Origin of the sequence: uncultured Leifsonia sp. (assembly GCF_945957465.1) — a bacterium.
In the GTDB taxonomy this organism is placed as follows: Bacteria; Actinomycetota; Actinomycetes; order Actinomycetales; family Microbacteriaceae; genus Leifsonia.
Map to the genome: position 1 here is coordinate 35,407 of NZ_CAMFLC010000013.1, position 15,326 is coordinate 50,732.

Consider the following 15,326-nt stretch of genomic DNA (forward strand, 5'->3'; position numbering starts at 1 on the left):
GACGAGGAGCCCGATGAGCCAGTTGCCGCCTCCCGGCTGGTACCCCGACGCCGACAGCCGCTACCAGCGGTGGTGGGACGGGCAGCGGTGGACGGAGTCGCTGCAGGCGATTCCCTCGCACGCGCCCGTGCTGCTCGCGCAGAGCAACGGCCTTGCGACGGCGGCGCTGGGCGGCGGCATCACCTCCGCCGCCATCGCGGCACTCGCGCTCATCACGGCGATCGGAATCGACCCGCTGCTGATGTTGCTGATGGTGGCGGGAACGGCGACCTCCGTCGCGTCCGGCATCCCCGCGCTCGTCCGCGCGAACCGGATGCAGCCGCACGTCGGCAAGGCACGCGCGGTCTGGGGCGTCGTCCTCGGGGGCGGTTCGCTCGTGGTGGTGGCCGCGGTCGTCACCCTCGCGCTGCTCACGTCGACCGGTGGCACGACCGTGACCGGCGCCTGACGATCCGATCGGCCTCAGTACCCGATCACCCCGGTGAAGTCCGGCGACCCGTCGGGCTTGGCGGGAAGCGGCGTGCCGTTGATGTAGCGCGGCCACTCGAGGCGGAGGCCTCCCGTCGATGTGGCGACGTTCGGGTAGGCGGAGGGCGGAGCAGCGGGCGTGAAACCAGCAGGCGCAGCAGGAGGCGCGTACGCCGCCACAGTGACGCCGGCCCCTGCAACTCCGGTCGCAGCACCGGATGCACCCGCCGGCGCCACCGGCGACGCGTACTCCGGCAAGCCGGCTCGCTGCGCCTTCGGCCCCCGCGCCTCCTTCGGCCCGAACAGCGTGTACGTCAACGGGATGAGGATGGTCCCCAGCGCGTCCAGAATGGCGATCGCCCCGACGAACCTCCAATACCCCTCGGTGAAGTCGGCCGCGGTGAACACGAGCGGCGCGGCCAGCGCGACGGTCAGCACGCCGACCAGGATCAGCGTCACCAGGGTCACCTTCGACATGATCGGCCCGGTGAACCGGCGCTGCGTGTTCAGCACCAGGTGGAGGTGGAGGAGGCCGAGCCGCGTGACGGCCACGAGCAGAATCCACGAGAAGAAGCCCCACGATGCGACGCCGGAATCGTGCGGGGCGTCGACCGTGGGCGACCAGATCTTCCAGAGCCCGTCCAGCAGCAGGAACGCGGACAGCGCGACCGACACCGCGCCGAACCAGGGGGCGCGCCGGGCGGACACGTCGGCGTCGTACCAGGAGACGAGCGAGAAGAACACCAGCAGCACGATCGTGCCGATCAGCCGCCAGCAGGTCTCGTCCCACCGGCCGATGATCACCGCGTAGACGCCCACCAGAGCCGCGGCGATCAGTGCTCCGATGACGATGCGCGGCAGCAGCTTGCGCACCCAGCCGAAGCGGTTGAAACCGGGTGCGGGCACGGTGGCCTCCGACATGACTCTCCGATCCGTACGTCAGCGGCGTTCGCCGGCAGCCCCTCGGGATGGAGCCGCACTTCGCACGCTATCGGCGCCGTCGCGGGCGCAAATCCGTGGAGATACGGATTCTCAGACCGACGCGGGAGGCATGCTCGGCCCCTCCCGGCGCAGGGAGCGCCGTCCGATCGCGAACCACAGGATCGCACCCACGAGCGGGATGAGCGTCACGATGACGACCCACGCCACTACGGGGCCGGCAGCCGCCTTCGACTGGGCGATCTGCACGAGCGCGATCACCCACAGCACGAAGGGCACGACCCAGAACGACAGCAGGATCAGCACGTGCCAGCCGGCGAGTCCGAAGAACATGTCTGACACCATACCGTCCGGTCGGCTCCAGCCTGTGGGGTGCGGGTTGCGGGAGGCCGCAATCGTGGGAGGCCGCAATCGTGGCACGCTGGACGTGTGGCCCTCACTCCCCCGCCTCCCGCCGCGATCGTCATCGCGGGTGGGCGTTCGACGCGGTTCGGCAGCGACAAGCTTCTCGCCGAGGTCGGCGGTCGCACCCTCCTCGAGCGCACGATGCGGGCCGTGAGCGCCTGCGCCCCGATCGTGCTGGTCTCGGGGGCGGACGCGAGCGTGACGAGCGGCGTCGTCGCGGTGTCCGAGTACCCCCGCTGGGGCGGACCGTGCGCGGCGATCGCCGCCGGGCTGGCGCCGCTCGGTTCGGATGTGGACGACGCGCTCATCCTCGCGGCCGACCTGGCGCATCCGGAGGCCGCGGTCGCCGCACTGCTGGCGATCGGGTCCGGTGTGCTCGCCGATCGGAGCGGGCAGCCGCAGTGGCTGCTGGCGCGCACCCCGGTGGCCGCACTGCGCGACCGCGTCGCCGAGTTGGAGGCCGCGGGCGGGGCGGCCGGAAGGCCCGCGCGCGCGATCATCGGTGAGCTGGGCCTCCGGCTCGTCGCCGCGGACGCCGACGCGATCGCGGACATCGACGTACCGGACGACCTCGACCAGACGGCGCAGACCGGACGACGCCGACCAGATGACGCCGACCAGATGACCTCGACAGAATGAAGGAGCCCCGATGACCCCCGAAGAACTCGACACCTGGGCGGGAGCCGCCGCACGACGCCTCGGAGTGACGCTCGAGCCCGGGGACGTGGCGGCTCTGCTCGACCTCGCGAAAGACGCCGCGCACGGCGTCACGCGCCCGGCCGCGCCGCTCACCGCGTACATCGCGGGTATGGCCGTCGGCAGCGGGCGCACGCTCGACGATGTCTCGCGCGAGCTGCGAGCGGCGATCGCCGAGGCGGAGCCCGGCGAGGCGTGAGTAATCGCGGGAATCCGGGCTCGGATTCCCGCGATTACTCACGTCTCGGCGCTCCCGTTTCAGCGCTCACATGGCGCACATGAGGAGGACTCCGACGGCCATGCCGGCGACCTCCCCGATGCCGCGGAGGTCGCGAGCGCGGCTGCGCGCGCGACCGGAGGCAGCGGCCGGGCGCCGGTTGCGCGCCATGGCGACCAGCAGCCAGGCGCTGTAGCCGAGGTACCCGACGACGAACGCGACGGCGATCGCCACCAGCGGCACGCCGTGCGCGTGCCCGGACACCGCGCCCGCACGCCCCGTCGCCGCCATCCCGAGCGACAGCGAGACGAGCGCCGCCATCGTCACCCCGCCGAGCGCTCGATGGAGCGTCATCGGGGAGACCCGCCCGTCGCGCCGCTGGAGGGCGAACCCCGCCGAGGCCAGCGACAGCACGATCGAGAGCAGGCCGAGACCGGGCGCGACGGACGCCAGCACGCAGCCGAGCATCGCCAGGACCATGAGCGCGGCCGAGATCCACACCCGGCGCGGACGCGGCGAGCCGAGCAGGCAGCACGCGGAGACCGTGGAGGCTCCGAGCGCGCCCACGTCGAGCATCATCAGTGCCCGCAGGTGCAATCCGGGCCACAGGCGGCGGCCGCGCCAGCACCCGAGGCGTCCACACCCGAGGCGTCCGCACCCGACGTGTGGCAGGACGACGCCGACCGCGGCAGGTCCAGCGTCGGGTTCCGGTCGAAGAACCCGTAGGGCTTGAGCGAGAAACCCGCGTAATCCACGGGCATGATCGGCCAGTCCTCCAAGCGCGGGAAGTGCGTCAGCCCGAACGTGTGCCAGACGACGATGTCCTCGCCGTCGATCGGCCGGTCCTGGGCGACGTATGCAGGCAGGCCGGCGCCACCCGGGTGGAGGTTGACGGCGTAGCCGGCCGCCCAGAGCTCGGAGGGCTCGTACTGCGTCACCCACAGGTGGTGCGCGGCGAACCCGGCCCTGCGGCGCTGGTGCGCCTCCTCGGCGCTGAACAACGCCGGAGCCGACTCGGGGTGCAGCACGTACGAGGTCGGGCGCCCGACCCGGTTGGTCCGCTCGGCGCTGCTGATGCTCCAGACACGGCCGACGCTCCCGTCGGCATCGCGCACGGCGCCGCCCTCCGTCTCGAGCCGCGTGATCGTCCGGCCGATGGCGCTCCCCCACGGGTTGGCGTCCGACACCGGCACCCGGGCGACGTCGATCTCGTCGACGCTGTTCGCGACGCCGTCGACGGTCATGTCGAGACGCGCGCAGAACATGTGCTGATGCACCGGAGCGCCGAGGCCGGGAGCGAGCGGCGTGGAGTACGGGTCGTCGCCGCCGTCGTGCGCGCCGGTGAAGACGATGCCGGTGGCTTTGGCCTCCACCTCGAACGTGCCGTCGAGGTAGAAGTAGAAGTAGAAACCGTAGTCGTAGTTGCCGACCGTCGTGAAGAACGAGACGACCAGGCGGCGCTGGCGGCGCGCCTCCGACGTGTGGCTGAACTCGTCGGTGTGCTTCCAGAGGATGCCGTAATCCTCCTCGTGGATGCAGATCGCGTTGGTGATCGTGCGCGGGCGGCCGAAATCGTCGGCCACGACGGCGTCGAGGTAGAAGATCTCGCCCAGGCAGTCGCAGCCGAGCTCGAGGGAGTTGGCGAGGCGGCCGAACTGGTACTCGCCCGCGTCGTAGTAGTTCTGCCAGCCGTGGATCGGCGTCGGGTCGGCGTAGTTGACGACCATCTCGGAGATGGAGGCCCGGTAGAGGATGGGGCGGCGTTCCTGCTGGTACGTGAACGCGACGTCGTGCAGGGTCAGGCCCTCGCGGCCGTTGAAACCGACGCGGAGGTCCCAGTTCTCCCAGCGCAGCACGCCGTCGTCGTATGTGAAGCTGACGCCCTCCGGCTGGCGGATCTCGATGGGCTTGAGGGAGGTGCGCAGCGGCCCCGTCAGCTCAGGGTCGAGGTAGTCGCCGGACTCCATCGGGACCGTGTCGATCGGCGTCTCCACGAGGCGGATGACCGAACGCGACAGGGTGTCGACGTGGGCGACGATGCCGTCGATCGGGTGCGCCCAGGCGAGATCGGCCTGATCGGCCTGGTAGAAGGCGAGCACCCGGAACATCCGGCGCCCCTCCTCGTCGTCGTAGCCGAAGTGCCCGGCGGTGAGCGGGCAGGTGCGCACGTTCTCGATGTCGTGGATGCCGCGGCGAGCGAGCGCGGCCGCCCAGCCGGCGTCGGCCTTGACGATCTCGTCCACGAGCGCGAACTCCTCGTCGAGCACAGGCGCGGTGCCGTCGGTGACGGGGTCGAGCTCGCGCGTGCTGACGACGTCGCCGTCGGTCACATCCACGACCACCTGCGTGACCGCGCCCGTCGAGAAGTCGAGCAGCAGCGTCTCCACCTGGCGGTGCAGACCGGCCGCACGCTCGGGGTCGAGCACGTCGCGCTTGTGCGGCTCGCGCAGCAGCACATAGGTGAAGCGCGTGTGCTCGGTGACCAGACCGGCTGCGGTGATGATTTCGCGCGCGCGGTCGATCTCGGCGCCGGTGAGCGCGGCGAGCGGATGGGTCGTCGTGGCGGTGGGTGCGGTCAGGGACATTCCAAAACTCCTTCGTCGGCGTTCCCGATGGTTATTGACTCTAGCGTCAAAATCCGGCAGGCGGAAGAGCGAGTTGCATACGGAGCGGATCTCCTCCGCTACCGGCGACCGCGAGAACGTCGGGCAAGATGGAGGGCGTGCCCAAGATCGTCGATCACGACCAGCGCCGCCGCGACATCGTCGAGGCGTACCTGCGCGTCCTCGCGCGCTCGGGCGTCGCGGGCACGCACGGCAGGTCGGTCGCGGCCGAGCTCGGTGTCGTGCCGGGCACACTGTGGCACTACTTCGACTCCGTCGAGCAGATCGCGGAGGCTGCGGCCCAGCGGGGTATCGAGCGCACGCTGGCGCGCATCGACGAGCGCGCGGGCGACCTCCGCGGGCTCGCCGCGCTGCTCGCGATCGCCGAGGAGATCCTCCCGACCACAGAGGTCACCCGGGAGGAGGCACGCGTCGTCGTGGCCTTCTGGGGCCAGGTGCTGCCCGACGCGGCCACGCGCTCCGCGTTCGGCCGGCCGCGCGAGTTCACCGACCGTACGCGCGTTGCCCTGACCGACGCGGTCGCCGACGGCGACCTGCTCGCGGACACACCGATCGAGCCGCTGGTCCGCCTCCTCGACTCCGTCTACGCGGGCGAGCAGGTCATCTGGGCCGCCGAGTCCGTCGACGACGACCCCCGCCAGGCCCGCCGCTCGTTCGCGACCGCTGTCGCCCCCTGGCTCGGCGCGGCCGCCTCCCCCGCCGCCGACACCCTCCGCACCTGGCTCAGCTGAGCCCCGCGCCGCCGAGCCCCCTCGCCCGAGCGCGCCGAAGGGCAAGCGAAGGGCAGCCGAAGGGCGCCTTGAAGCCCCTAAGATCCGCATTTGAGGGCGTCTACTCGCCCCTCGCCCGCCCTTCGCGATCCCGCCTTCGGGGTCTGGCGGAGGGAGCGGCGGTGCCGGTGAGGAGGCGCGGGTCGGTGATCGCGTCGTACTCCTCGGCGCTGAGGAGGCCGCGGCCGACGATCGCGGTGCGCACGTCGCACCCGGTCTCCAGCGCCTCGTGCGCGATCTGCGCCGCGGTCGAGTAGCCGATCCGTGGCGTCAGCGCCGTGACCAGGCCGATCGACGACGCGACGCGCGTGCGCAGCAGCTCGGCGTCGGCCCGGATGCCGTCGATGCAGTTCACCCGCAGCGTGCGGCACGCGTTGGTCAGCCAGGTGATCCCCTGCAGCAGCGAGCTCGCGATCAGCGGCTCGAAGGCGTTCAACTGGAGCTGGCCGTTGTCGGCGGCCATCGTGATGGACACGTCGGCCCCCGCGATCGCGAACGCCACTTGGTTGACGACCTCCGGAATCACCGGATTGACTTTGCCCGGCATGATGGACGACCCGGCCTGGCGGGGCGGGAGGTGCAGCTCCCCGAACCCGAACTGCGGGCCGCTGGCGAGCAGCCGCAGATCCGATGCGATCTTGGACAGCTTGATCGCGGCGCGTTTCAGCGCGGCAGAGACCAGCATGAACACTCCGGTGTCCGAGGTCGCCTCGATCAGGTCGGCGGCCGTGACCAGCGGGAGGCCGGTCGCCGTCGCGAGGTGACGCACGACGGCGGCGGCGTACCCGGGTGACGCGGTGATACCGGTGCCGATCGCGGTGGCGCCGAGGTTGATCTCGGCGAGCAGCGGGATGGTCTCCCCGAGCCGGAGGCCGTCCTCCTCCATCGTCACCGCGAACGCCGTGAACTCCTGCCCGAGCGTCATCGGCACGGCGTCCTGCAGTTGCGTGCGCCCGATCTTCACGTGGTCGCGGAACTCCGCGCCCTTCGACCGGAACGCCGCAGCGAGCAGCGCGTGCTCGGCGATCAGCCGCTGCAACCCGGTGGTGAGCGCGAGTTTCACGGCGGTCGGATACACGTCGTTGGTGCTCTGGCTGCGGTTGACATGGTCGAGCGGGTGGATCACGTCGTAGCGACCGTGCGCACGCCCGAGGCGCTCGAGCGTGCGGTTGGCGATGACCTCGTTCGCGTTCATGTTCGTCGAGGTGCCGGCGCCGCCCTGGATCAGGTCGACGACGAACTGGTCGTGCAGGCTCCCGTCGGCGATCTCCTGGCAGGTCGCGTCGATCTCGGCGGCGATCGCGGGGTCGAGCACGCCGATCTCGGCGTTCGCCCGGGCTGCCGCTTGCTTGACGAGCGCGAGCGCCGCGACGAGTTCGGGGTACGTCCCGATCCCGCGTCCGGAGATCGGGAAGTTCTCGAGCGCACGCTGCGTGTTCGCGCCCCAGTAGGCGTCGGCCGGCACTTCGACGGGGCCGAGGGAGTCGTGCTCGACGCGGGTCGCGCTCACGACGAAGCCCGAACGACGTCGACGACGGTCTGCGCGAGCGCGACCGCGGCATCCCGCAGCGCCTTCTCGGCGTGGGGCCCGACGCACGCGGCCGCGAACTCCGGCTGGTGGTTGGTGGCCGGGAGGCTGTTCACGCCGATGTAGGGGTGGATGGCCGGTACGACCTGCGACACGTTCCCCATATCGGTGGATGCACGATTCATCGCGCCCGAACCCGACGTGTCGAACACCCGCCCGAGCGCGCCGGCGTTGGCGCGGTAGAAGGCGAGCGCCCGCTCGTCGTTGCGGAACTCGGAGTAGGGCTTGCTCTCGGGCGTGATGGTGAGCGCGGCTCCGGAGGCGAGAGCGCCCGCTTCGAAGCACCGGTTCACCTTCTCCTCGATGCCGGCCAGCTCCGCCAGCGTCTCGGCGCGCACGTACCAGCGTCCTTCCGTGCGGTCGGGGATGGCGTTGGGAGCCTGCCCTCCGACGGTCTGGATGCCGTGCACGCGCGCCGAGTGCGGCAGCTGCTGGCGCAGCAGTCCGATCGCGACCTGGGCGACGACGAACGCGTCGTTCGCGTTGACGCCCTCCTCGGGGTACGCGCCGGCGTGCGCGGCCTTGCCGTCGTACCGCACGTGGGTGTGCGCGACGGCGAACGGGCGCGCCTCGGCGACGTCGACCGGCCCCGGATGCGCCATGACCGCGAGATCGAGGCCGGCGAAGGCGCCGCGGTCGAGCAGTTCGATCTTTCCGCCGCCGCCCTCCTCCGCGGGAGTGCCGTAGACCTCCAGCGTGATGCCGAGCCGGTCGGCCACCGGAGCGAGCGCCGAGGCGACGCCGACGGCGATCGCGGCGATCAGATTGTGGCCGCAGGCATGCCCGAGCCCGGGCAGCGCGTCGTACTCGGCGCACACCCCGATGCGCACCGGGCCGGAGCCGGCGGTCGCCAGGAACGCGGTTTCGAATCCCAGATAGCGGGGCGTCACCGCCAGGCCGCGGTCGGCGAGGGCATCGCAGAGCCGGGCGGCCGAGCGATGCTCGTCCCACGCGGTCTCGGGGTCGGCGTGCAGTGCCTCCGACAGGGCGACGAGCCGCGGGAGGTCGCCGTCGACGAGCTCCCGCACGCGTTCCTTCAGCGCCGTGACGTCCGAGACGGCGGGCGGCTCACTCATCGCCGGGCACACCGTAGCTGGGCGCGCCGGCCGGCATCAGACCGCGCATGACGTACGCGTCGCGCTGCGGCAGCCAGGTCTCGACGAGGATCTCGTCGAGCAGCGCCACGGGATCGTCGGCCCAGTCGACGCGCAGGTCGGTGACCCGCCAGCCGGCGTCGCGCACGACCGCGACGCCGGCCGAGTGCACCGGGCCCTCCTCGCCGCCCGCGGCGACGGCGGCCTTCAGCGCGGCCAGCAGGCGCACCTCCAGGTCGCCCTCGGCCGCCTCCAGCGCATCCACCATCAGCTGCGGGAGGTCGGCTCGCGCGAGCATGTTCCCGGCGGCGACCGCGTGCGCGGACTGCGCCTGGCCGTGCTCGCCGAGCACGTGTGAGCCCGAGTGGATGGCGGAGCGGCCGTCGCGGTCGATCACCAGGAGCTGGCGGTAGTCGATGTCGGGCGTGGAATCCACGACCCACGCGAGGACCTCCTCGACCGGGCGCCCGTCGCGCAGCCCGTCGACGAGCCGGGGGCCGAGGCGGGGATCGGTGACGTTCTGCGAGTGAGCGCCGCCCACGCCGTCGGCGAGGGTGACGCAGCGTGCGGCGACGGCCGGCGACGAGGAGCAGATGGCGGAGCCGATGGCGCCGCTGTCGTCGACGGCGAGGATGGAGAAGGTCATCGCGACGCCTCCGAGCCCGCGGCCGACGAGCGCGCCTCCGAAGAGATCACGGCCGTCGCGTCGATCTCCACCAGCCACTCCGGTCGGGCGAGCGCCGAGACGACGAGGCCCGTGGAGACCGGGAAGACGCCTTTCAGCCAGCGTCCGACGACCCGGTAGACGGGCTCCCGGTAGCGCGGATCGATGAGGTAGATCACGACCTTGACGATGTCGTCGAGGCTCGAACCGGCCTCCTCCAGCAGCATCGCGATGTTCGCCATCGCCTTCTCGGCCTGGGCCTCCACGTCGCCGACGCCGACGGACTCGCGGGTCTCCAGGTCTTGCCCGATCTGGCCGCGGAGGTAGACGACGCCGTTCGCGACGACGGCTTGGCAGAGGTCGTTGTCGAGCTTCTGCTCAGGGTAGGTGTCCTTGGTGTTGAACGGGCGGATCCGGGTGTGGGTGGGCATCAGAGGACTGCTCCTTCCGCCGCGAGCGCGGCCTGCTGGTCGTAGGCGAGGTAGCCCCGCTGGATCTGGATCTGGTCGGCGATGTGGCGGGCGTCGTGCCAGACGCCCCAGATGAAGCTGGAGCCGCGGCGCGACTGCCACGGGAGGCCGAGGAAGTAGACGCCGGGCTCGGTGGAGACGCCGCGCTGGTGGGCGGGCCTGCCGTCCTCGTCGAACGCGTCGACCTGCAGCCAGCTGTAGTCGGTGCGGAAGCCGGTGGCCCACACGATCGTCGAGATGCCGGCAGCTGTCAGGTCGAGCTCCCGGATAGGGTCGGTGAGGCTCGCGGGGTCGGCGCCGAGGAGGCGCGCCTCGGGCTCCTCGGGGAGGTCCAGGCCGTTGCGGGCGACGTAGGCGTCGGCCTCGTCGAGCAGCGCGAACAGGTTGGCGTCGCCCGCGGCGACGTTGCGGGCGAGGTCGGCCGCGAATCGCATCCGCCCGTCGGCGAACGCGTCGGTGCGGCCGACGAGGGTGATCCCGCCGGCTGCGAGTTCGCGGAAGTCGACCGTGCGGCCGCCGTCGGCGCCGCTCACCGCGATGGTGACGTGCTCGGCGCCCTGCGGGGGCGCGGCGAGGTCCCACTTGCCGAGCACGCCCAGCCACCAGACGAAGTCGCGACCGCGATAGCGACGCGGTGGTCGGTCGTGCGGTCCGACGGACAGCCAGACCTCGCGTCCGGAGTGGCGCAGCTCGTCGGCGATCTGCACACCGGACGATCCGGCACCCACCACCAGCACGCCGCCGTCCGGCAGCTGTGCCGGGTTGCGGTAGTCGCTGGAGTGCAGCTGGGTCACGCCGGCGTCGTGCGGGACGATCGCGGGGATGACCGGCACCTGGAACGGCCCGGTCGCGGCGACGACGTAGCGGGCCTGGTATTCGCCGTCGGAGGTCTCGACCGTGAAGCCGGGCCGGTCGCTGTTCCTCACGACGCGGGTGACCTCCACCCCGGTGCGGATGGGCGCGTCGATGAGTTTCGTGTATGCGACGAAATAGTCGGCCACGTCCTCCTTGGGTGCGAAGTCGTCGGCGCCGACGGTTTCGAACTCGAGTTTGGGGAAGCGGTCGTGCCAGGCGGGGCCGTTGGCGACCAGCGAGTCCCAGCGCCCCGAGCGCCAGCGCTCGGCGATCCGGCCCTTCTCGAGCACCAGGTGCGGGATGCCGCGGTCGGTCAGATGATCGCTCATCGCCACACCGGCCTGGCCCGCCCCGACGACGAGGACCTCGATTTCCTGGCTCGACATGCTGATCTCCTTCGCTGATCCGTGAGCGGTCCAGCCATTGTCGGCAGCGCCGCCCGGATCTGTAAAACAATGAGAATCGCCGAATTGAATCTGTTGAAGTGATGCTTCGCGTGCGTTTCGCGCGTGTGAACATTTCTTGCATTGATCACTCTTGCGTCGCGCGAGAATCCATAAATCACATGATTCGATGCACTTCAACGCTTTTCTCCGCTCGTTTCGATGCACAGGTGATGCGTACTCTTCCGGCATGACGATCGACACAACCGTCCGCATCGACGGCAGGGCACTCATCGACGGCGACCGGGTCGGCGCCCGCTCGGGCGAGACCTTCGTCACGGTCAACCCGGCGACCGGCGCGCCACTCGCCGAGGTCGCCCGAGGCGGCCCAGCCGACGTCGACCACGCCGTGGCCGCCGCCCGCTCGGCCTACGAGCGCCGGGCCTGGAGCGGCCTCGGCGCGGCCGACCGCGGCGCGGTGCTCCGCCGCCTCGCCGACCTGATCGAGCGCGACGCCGAGGAGCTCGCGCTCCTCGAGTCGCTCGACATGGGCAAGCCGCTCTCGCAGACGCGCGCCGTGGACGTGCCCGGCACCGCGGCGACCTTCCGCTGGTACGGCGAGCTGGCGGACAAGCTGAGCGACGAGGTGCCGGCCACTCCCCCGGGCTCGACCGCGATCGTCCGTCGCGTCGCGCTGGGCGTCGTCGCGGCCATCGTCCCCTGGAACTACCCGCTCGACATCGCCGCCTGGAAGCTCGCACCCGCGCTGGTCGCCGGCAACAGCGTCGTGCTCAAGCCCGCAGAGACGACGAGCCTCACGGCCCTCCGGCTCGGCGAGCTGGCCCTGGAGGCCGGGCTCCCCGCCGGCGTGCTGAACGTCGTCCCCGGGCCGGGCTCCGTGATCGGCCGCGCGCTCGGACTCCACCCGGACGTCGACGCGCTCACCTTCACCGGATCGACCACGGTGGCCAAGAAGCTGCTGACCTACGCCGGCGAATCCAACATGAAGCGGCTCAGCCTGGAGGCGGGCGGCAAGAGCTCCAACCTCGTCTTCGCCGACGTGGCGGACCTCGCCCTCGCCGCGGAGAAGGCCGCTTTCGGCGCGTTCTACAACCAGGGCGAGGTCTGCTCGGCCAACTCGCGCATCTTCGTCGAGCGACCGGTCTACGACGAGTTCGTCGGGCTCCTCACCGCCTCCGCGCAGGCCTACCGGTCGGGCGACCCGCTCGATCCGGCGAGCGGCAACGGTGCGCTGGTCTCGGAGTCGCACGCCGACGCCGTCGCCGAGGCGATCGCGACGGCGGCCCGCGACGGCGAACTGATCGGGGGCGAGCGTCGCGAGCGCGACGGCTCGACGGCGTTCATCGACCCGGCGATCGTCGCCGGCCTCCCGCTGTCGCACCCGCTGCACCGCGACGAGATCTTCGGGCCGCTGGTCGTGGTCCAGGCGTTCGACCGGGAGGACGACGCCGTCCACGCCGCCAACGCGACCGACTACGGACTCGCCGCGTCGGTCTGGACCTCGAACCTGTCGCGCGCCCACCGCGTCTCCGAGCGGCTCGTCGCCGGCACCGTCTCGGTGAACACCGTGGACGCGCTCGGCTCGACCACGCCGTTCGGCGGGTTCAAGCAGTCGGGCTTCGGCCGCGACCTGTCCCGGCACGCCATCGACAACTACGTCGGCCTCAAGACCACGTGGTTCCAGCACGACTAGGAGCACGGCGATGACCCTGCAGCTCGACCTCCCCGCCGCCGGGGCCCGCGTCCCGGCGGACGTCGCCCGAACCTGGCTGCTGATCTCGGCGGCGCGACTCGACGCGGTCGCCGTGACCGGTTCCAGCGCGGACGCCGTCGTCATCGACCTGGAGGACGCGATCGACGCCTCCCGCAAGGCCGTCGAGCGCGAGCGCGTCGCGCGCTTCCTCGAGACCGGTGGCGAGGCCTGGGTGCGCATCAACGACCGCACGACGCCGTTCTGGCAGGACGACATCGATCGGCTTCGCGGCCTCCTCGGCCTGCTGGGCGTTGTGCTCGCGAAGACCGAGGAGGCCGCGCACGCGGCCGAGACGGCCGAGCGGCTCGGCGGTCGGACCCCTGTCGTCGCGCTCATCGAGTCGGCCCTCGGCGTGGAGAACGCCGCTGCGATCGCCCAGGCCCCTGGAGTCTTCCGGCTCGCATTCGGCAGCGGCGACTACCGCCGCGACACGGGCGTCGCGGGCAGCGAGCTCGCCCTCGCCTACCCGCGCTCGCGGCTCGTCGTCGCCAGCCGGGTCGGCGGCCTCCCCGGTCCGATCGACGGGCCGTCCGTCGTCGACGGCGTGCCGGTCGTCACCGAGCAGTCCCGTTCGGCAGCGGCGCTCGGCCTCACCGGTCGCCTGTGCCTGCGCGAGGCGCAGGTGGCGATCGTCAACGAGGTGATGGCGCCCTCGGCCGAGGAGGTCTCGTGGGCGAGCGGCTTCCTGGAGGAGTTCGACCGAGCGGGCCGTGTGGTCCGCGACGGCAGCGACCTCCCCCGCCTCGGCCGGGCCGAGCGGATCATGCACCTCGACCGCACGTTCAGCCCGTCATCCCACCCCACCCCACACGAATGCAGGACGAAGGAGTCCCGATGAGTTCATCCACCCGGAACGACGCGAAGCTCGCGACGTCGAGCATCCGCGCCCAGCGCTTCCACAAGACGCTCGGCCGCCTCGACATCGTCTTCCTCTCGATCGGCGCCGTCATCTCCATCGACACCGTGGCGCAGATCGCGGCAGGCGGCGGCGCCGAAGCGTTCACCTGGACCGCCGTGATCGGCATCACCTTCCTGTTCCCCTACGCGCTCGTCATCTCCGAGCTCGGCAGCACCTTCCACGACGAAGGCGGTCCCTTCGTCTGGGTGCGGCTCGCGTTCGGCAAGCTGACCGGGGCGATCGCGACGCTGTTCTACTGGATCACCAACCCGCTCTGGATGGGCGGCTCGCTGGTGTTCATCTCCGCTGCGACCTGGGGCGCCTACATCGCGCCGCTGCCGGAGGGCAGCGCGGGCGACATCGTCTTCAAGCTGGTGTTCATCTGGCTGGCCATCGGCACCGCGATCATCGGCCTCCAGTACGGCAAGCACATCGTCGCGGCGGGTGCGGTCGTGAAGATCGCGCTGTTGCTGGTCTTCGTCGTCACCGTGGTCGTCTACGCGCTCAAGAACGGCGTGCACGGCTACGCCGCAGGCGCCTTCTCGCCGACGCTCGGCGGCTTCCTCGCGGTGACGCCGGTCATCCTCTTCGCGGTCGTCGGTTTCGAGGCGCCCAACGGCGCGGCGGAAGAGATGCGCAATCCGCAGAAGGACGTCCCGAAGGCGATCACCTCCTCGGGCATCATCTCGATCCTGTGCTACCTCGTCCCGATCTTCGCCATCCTCGCCGTGCTCCCCGCCGACAAGGTGCAGGGCGCCAGCGGCCTGCTCGACGCGTTCAAGGAAGTGTTCTCCGTCTACGGCATCGCGACAGGGCCGGTGATGTTCATCGCAGCCCTGCTGTTCGTGTTCGTGGTGCTGACGCAGGCGAGCGCGTGGATGATCGCCTCCGACCGCGTGCAGGCCGCCGCCGGCGCCGACGGCGCGTTCTTCCGCTACTTCGGCGTGTTCTCGAAGAGGTTCGGCACTCCGGTGCGCATGAACCTGCTGTCGGGGATCGTCGCGACGGTCTTCTGCATCGCTGCGACGCTGCTGCTGAAGGGCAGCACCGCCGCGGTGTTCACGGTCGTGCTGACGGTCGCGATCTCGACCCTGCTGCTGTCGTACCTGGTGATCTTCCCGTCGATCATCCGCCTGCGCCGCAAGTACCCGGACATCGAGCGCCCGTTCCGTGTCCCCGGCGGCAAGGCCGGTCTGTGGACGGCCGTCGTCGTCATCTACGCCTGGGTGCTGCTCGGCTCGTGGGTGGCGGTGTTCCCTGGCACGCTGGAGTCGCTGCTCGGCCTCAGGTACGACTTCGTCGACACCTGGGGCGTCGACCGCGCGACCTTCGAAGGCTTCACGGTCGGGACGCTCATCGTCATCACGATCCTGGCGCTGGCGGGCTACTTCTGGCAGCAGGCGCGCGACCGCCGCATCGCTCCGGAGCCCGAGCAGCTGCTGGAGCCGGTGCGTGACTAGCGCTCGCTGTTAACGGAGGAG

The 15,326-nt window shown here is 71.2% G+C and carries 16 protein-coding genes; 7 read left to right on the forward strand and 9 right to left on the reverse strand.

The features are described 5' to 3' along the window. Positions 1-13: 13 nt before the first annotated feature. On the forward strand, positions 14-448 hold the full coding sequence (locus Q0Q23_RS08240; RefSeq protein ID WP_295121907.1) for a DUF2510 domain-containing protein: 435 nt from the start codon (positions 14-16) through the stop codon (positions 446-448). A gap of 14 nt (positions 449-462) precedes the next feature. Here the strand turns inward: Q0Q23_RS08240 and Q0Q23_RS08245 are convergent, their stop codons facing one another. Both Q0Q23_RS08245 and Q0Q23_RS08250 read right to left on the reverse strand, forming a co-directional pair. After that, on the reverse strand, positions 463-1,389 hold the full coding sequence (locus Q0Q23_RS08245; protein ID WP_295121910.1) for a hypothetical protein: 927 nt from the start codon (positions 1,387-1,389) through the stop codon (positions 463-465). A 111-nt stretch (positions 1,390-1,500) separates the two neighbouring features. Beyond that, positions 1,501-1,740 (reverse strand): PLDc N-terminal domain-containing protein, encoded by a 240-nt coding sequence (locus Q0Q23_RS08250; protein WP_295121912.1) that lies wholly within the window; start codon positions 1,738-1,740, stop codon positions 1,501-1,503. Positions 1,741-1,836: 96 nt separating this feature from the next. Here Q0Q23_RS08250 and Q0Q23_RS08255 point away from each other — a divergent pair, with 96 nt between their 5' ends. Beyond that, complete coding sequence (locus Q0Q23_RS08255; protein ID WP_295121914.1) at positions 1,837-2,451, forward strand: molybdenum cofactor guanylyltransferase; 615 nt, start codon at positions 1,837-1,839, stop codon at positions 2,449-2,451. 10 nt (positions 2,452-2,461) lie between these two features. Next, positions 2,462-2,707 (forward strand): DUF6457 domain-containing protein, encoded by a 246-nt coding sequence (locus tag Q0Q23_RS08260; protein ID WP_295121916.1) that lies wholly within the window; start codon positions 2,462-2,464, stop codon positions 2,705-2,707. Positions 2,708-2,773: 66 nt separating this feature from the next. Here the strand turns inward: Q0Q23_RS08260 and Q0Q23_RS08265 are convergent, their stop codons facing one another. Both Q0Q23_RS08265 and Q0Q23_RS08270 read right to left on the reverse strand, forming a co-directional pair. Next, positions 2,774-3,304, reverse strand: coding sequence for a hypothetical protein (locus tag Q0Q23_RS08265; protein WP_295121918.1), 531 nt, complete (start codon positions 3,302-3,304; stop codon positions 2,774-2,776). Further along, entirely contained in the window at positions 3,304-5,310 is a 2,007-nt protein-coding gene (locus Q0Q23_RS08270) for a primary-amine oxidase (RefSeq protein ID WP_295121920.1), read from the reverse strand. The genes Q0Q23_RS08265 and Q0Q23_RS08270 overlap by 1 nt, the downstream gene beginning before the upstream one ends. Before the next feature lie 137 nt (positions 5,311-5,447). Between Q0Q23_RS08270 and Q0Q23_RS08275 the strand changes: the two genes are divergently transcribed. Continuing rightward, positions 5,448-6,080 (forward strand): TetR/AcrR family transcriptional regulator, encoded by a 633-nt coding sequence (locus Q0Q23_RS08275; RefSeq protein WP_295121922.1) that lies wholly within the window; start codon positions 5,448-5,450, stop codon positions 6,078-6,080. Positions 6,081-6,180: 100 nt separating this feature from the next. Here Q0Q23_RS08275 and Q0Q23_RS08280 read toward each other — a convergent pair whose 3' ends face one another. From Q0Q23_RS08280 to Q0Q23_RS08300, 5 genes are read right to left on the reverse strand one after another with little or no spacing between them, the layout of a single operon-like run. Continuing rightward, a complete protein-coding gene (locus Q0Q23_RS08280; protein WP_295121924.1) occupies positions 6,181-7,629 on the reverse strand; it encodes an aspartate ammonia-lyase in 1,449 nt (482 codons plus the stop codon). After that, positions 7,626-8,783 carry a M20 family metallopeptidase gene (locus Q0Q23_RS08285; RefSeq protein WP_295121927.1) on the reverse strand — a complete coding sequence of 386 codons (1,158 nt, stop codon included), beginning with the start codon at positions 8,781-8,783 and terminating at the stop codon, positions 7,626-7,628. Before Q0Q23_RS08285 ends, Q0Q23_RS08280 begins: the two co-directional genes overlap by 4 nt. After that, the gene (locus tag Q0Q23_RS08290) at positions 8,776-9,447 is read right to left on the reverse strand and encodes a DUF1028 domain-containing protein (protein ID WP_295121929.1); all 672 of its coding nucleotides are present in this window, start codon (positions 9,445-9,447) and stop codon (positions 8,776-8,778) included. The genes Q0Q23_RS08285 and Q0Q23_RS08290 overlap by 8 nt, the downstream gene beginning before the upstream one ends. Beyond that, positions 9,444-9,896: a RidA family protein gene (locus tag Q0Q23_RS08295; RefSeq protein WP_295121931.1), complete on the reverse strand. Its 453-nt coding sequence runs from the start codon at positions 9,894-9,896 to the stop codon at positions 9,444-9,446. Before Q0Q23_RS08295 ends, Q0Q23_RS08290 begins: the two co-directional genes overlap by 4 nt. After that, positions 9,896-11,176, reverse strand: coding sequence for an NAD(P)/FAD-dependent oxidoreductase (locus tag Q0Q23_RS08300; RefSeq protein ID WP_295121933.1), 1,281 nt, complete (start codon positions 11,174-11,176; stop codon positions 9,896-9,898). The genes Q0Q23_RS08295 and Q0Q23_RS08300 overlap by 1 nt, the downstream gene beginning before the upstream one ends. A gap of 247 nt (positions 11,177-11,423) precedes the next feature. On the opposite strand from Q0Q23_RS08300, the gene Q0Q23_RS08305 reads away from it, so the two are divergent. From Q0Q23_RS08305 to Q0Q23_RS08315, 3 genes are read left to right on the forward strand one after another with little or no spacing between them, the layout of a single operon-like run. Beyond that, positions 11,424-12,887 carry an aldehyde dehydrogenase family protein gene (locus Q0Q23_RS08305; protein ID WP_295121935.1) on the forward strand — a complete coding sequence of 488 codons (1,464 nt, stop codon included), beginning with the start codon at positions 11,424-11,426 and terminating at the stop codon, positions 12,885-12,887. Between the two features lie 10 nt (positions 12,888-12,897). Further along, positions 12,898-13,785: a CoA ester lyase gene (locus Q0Q23_RS08310; RefSeq protein ID WP_295121937.1), complete on the forward strand. Its 888-nt coding sequence runs from the start codon at positions 12,898-12,900 to the stop codon at positions 13,783-13,785. Beyond that, positions 13,782-15,305, forward strand: a complete 1,524-nt coding sequence (locus tag Q0Q23_RS08315) for an APC family permease (RefSeq protein ID WP_295121939.1) — start codon at positions 13,782-13,784, stop codon at positions 15,303-15,305. Before Q0Q23_RS08310 ends, Q0Q23_RS08315 begins: the two co-directional genes overlap by 4 nt. Positions 15,306-15,326: the final 21 nt, after the last annotated feature.

Coding starts and splice junctions, on each gene's coding strand:
- Q0Q23_RS08295 (WP_295121931.1), bottom strand. CDS start 9,896: ATGCCCACCCACACCCGGATCCGCCCGTTCAACACCAAGGACACCTAC.
- Q0Q23_RS08315 (WP_295121939.1), top strand. CDS start 13,782: ATGAGTTCATCCACCCGGAACGACGCGAAGCTCGCGACGTCGAGCATC.
- Q0Q23_RS08265 (WP_295121918.1), bottom strand. CDS start 3,304: ATGATGCTCGACGTGGGCGCGCTCGGAGCCTCCACGGTCTCCGCGTGC.
- Q0Q23_RS08300 (WP_295121933.1), bottom strand. CDS start 11,176: ATGTCGAGCCAGGAAATCGAGGTCCTCGTCGTCGGGGCGGGCCAGGCC.
- Q0Q23_RS08270 (WP_295121920.1), bottom strand. CDS start 5,310: ATGTCCCTGACCGCACCCACCGCCACGACGACCCATCCGCTCGCCGCG.
- Q0Q23_RS08240 (WP_295121907.1), top strand. CDS start 14: ATGAGCCAGTTGCCGCCTCCCGGCTGGTACCCCGACGCCGACAGCCGC.
- Q0Q23_RS08290 (WP_295121929.1), bottom strand. CDS start 9,447: ATGACCTTCTCCATCCTCGCCGTCGACGACAGCGGCGCCATCGGCTCC.
- Q0Q23_RS08305 (WP_295121935.1), top strand. CDS start 11,424: ATGACGATCGACACAACCGTCCGCATCGACGGCAGGGCACTCATCGAC.
- Q0Q23_RS08260 (WP_295121916.1), top strand. CDS start 2,462: ATGACCCCCGAAGAACTCGACACCTGGGCGGGAGCCGCCGCACGACGC.
- Q0Q23_RS08250 (WP_295121912.1), bottom strand. CDS start 1,740: ATGTTCTTCGGACTCGCCGGCTGGCACGTGCTGATCCTGCTGTCGTTC.
- Q0Q23_RS08310 (WP_295121937.1), top strand. CDS start 12,898: ATGACCCTGCAGCTCGACCTCCCCGCCGCCGGGGCCCGCGTCCCGGCG.
- Q0Q23_RS08285 (WP_295121927.1), bottom strand. CDS start 8,783: ATGAGTGAGCCGCCCGCCGTCTCGGACGTCACGGCGCTGAAGGAACGC.
- Q0Q23_RS08245 (WP_295121910.1), bottom strand. CDS start 1,389: ATGTCGGAGGCCACCGTGCCCGCACCCGGTTTCAACCGCTTCGGCTGG.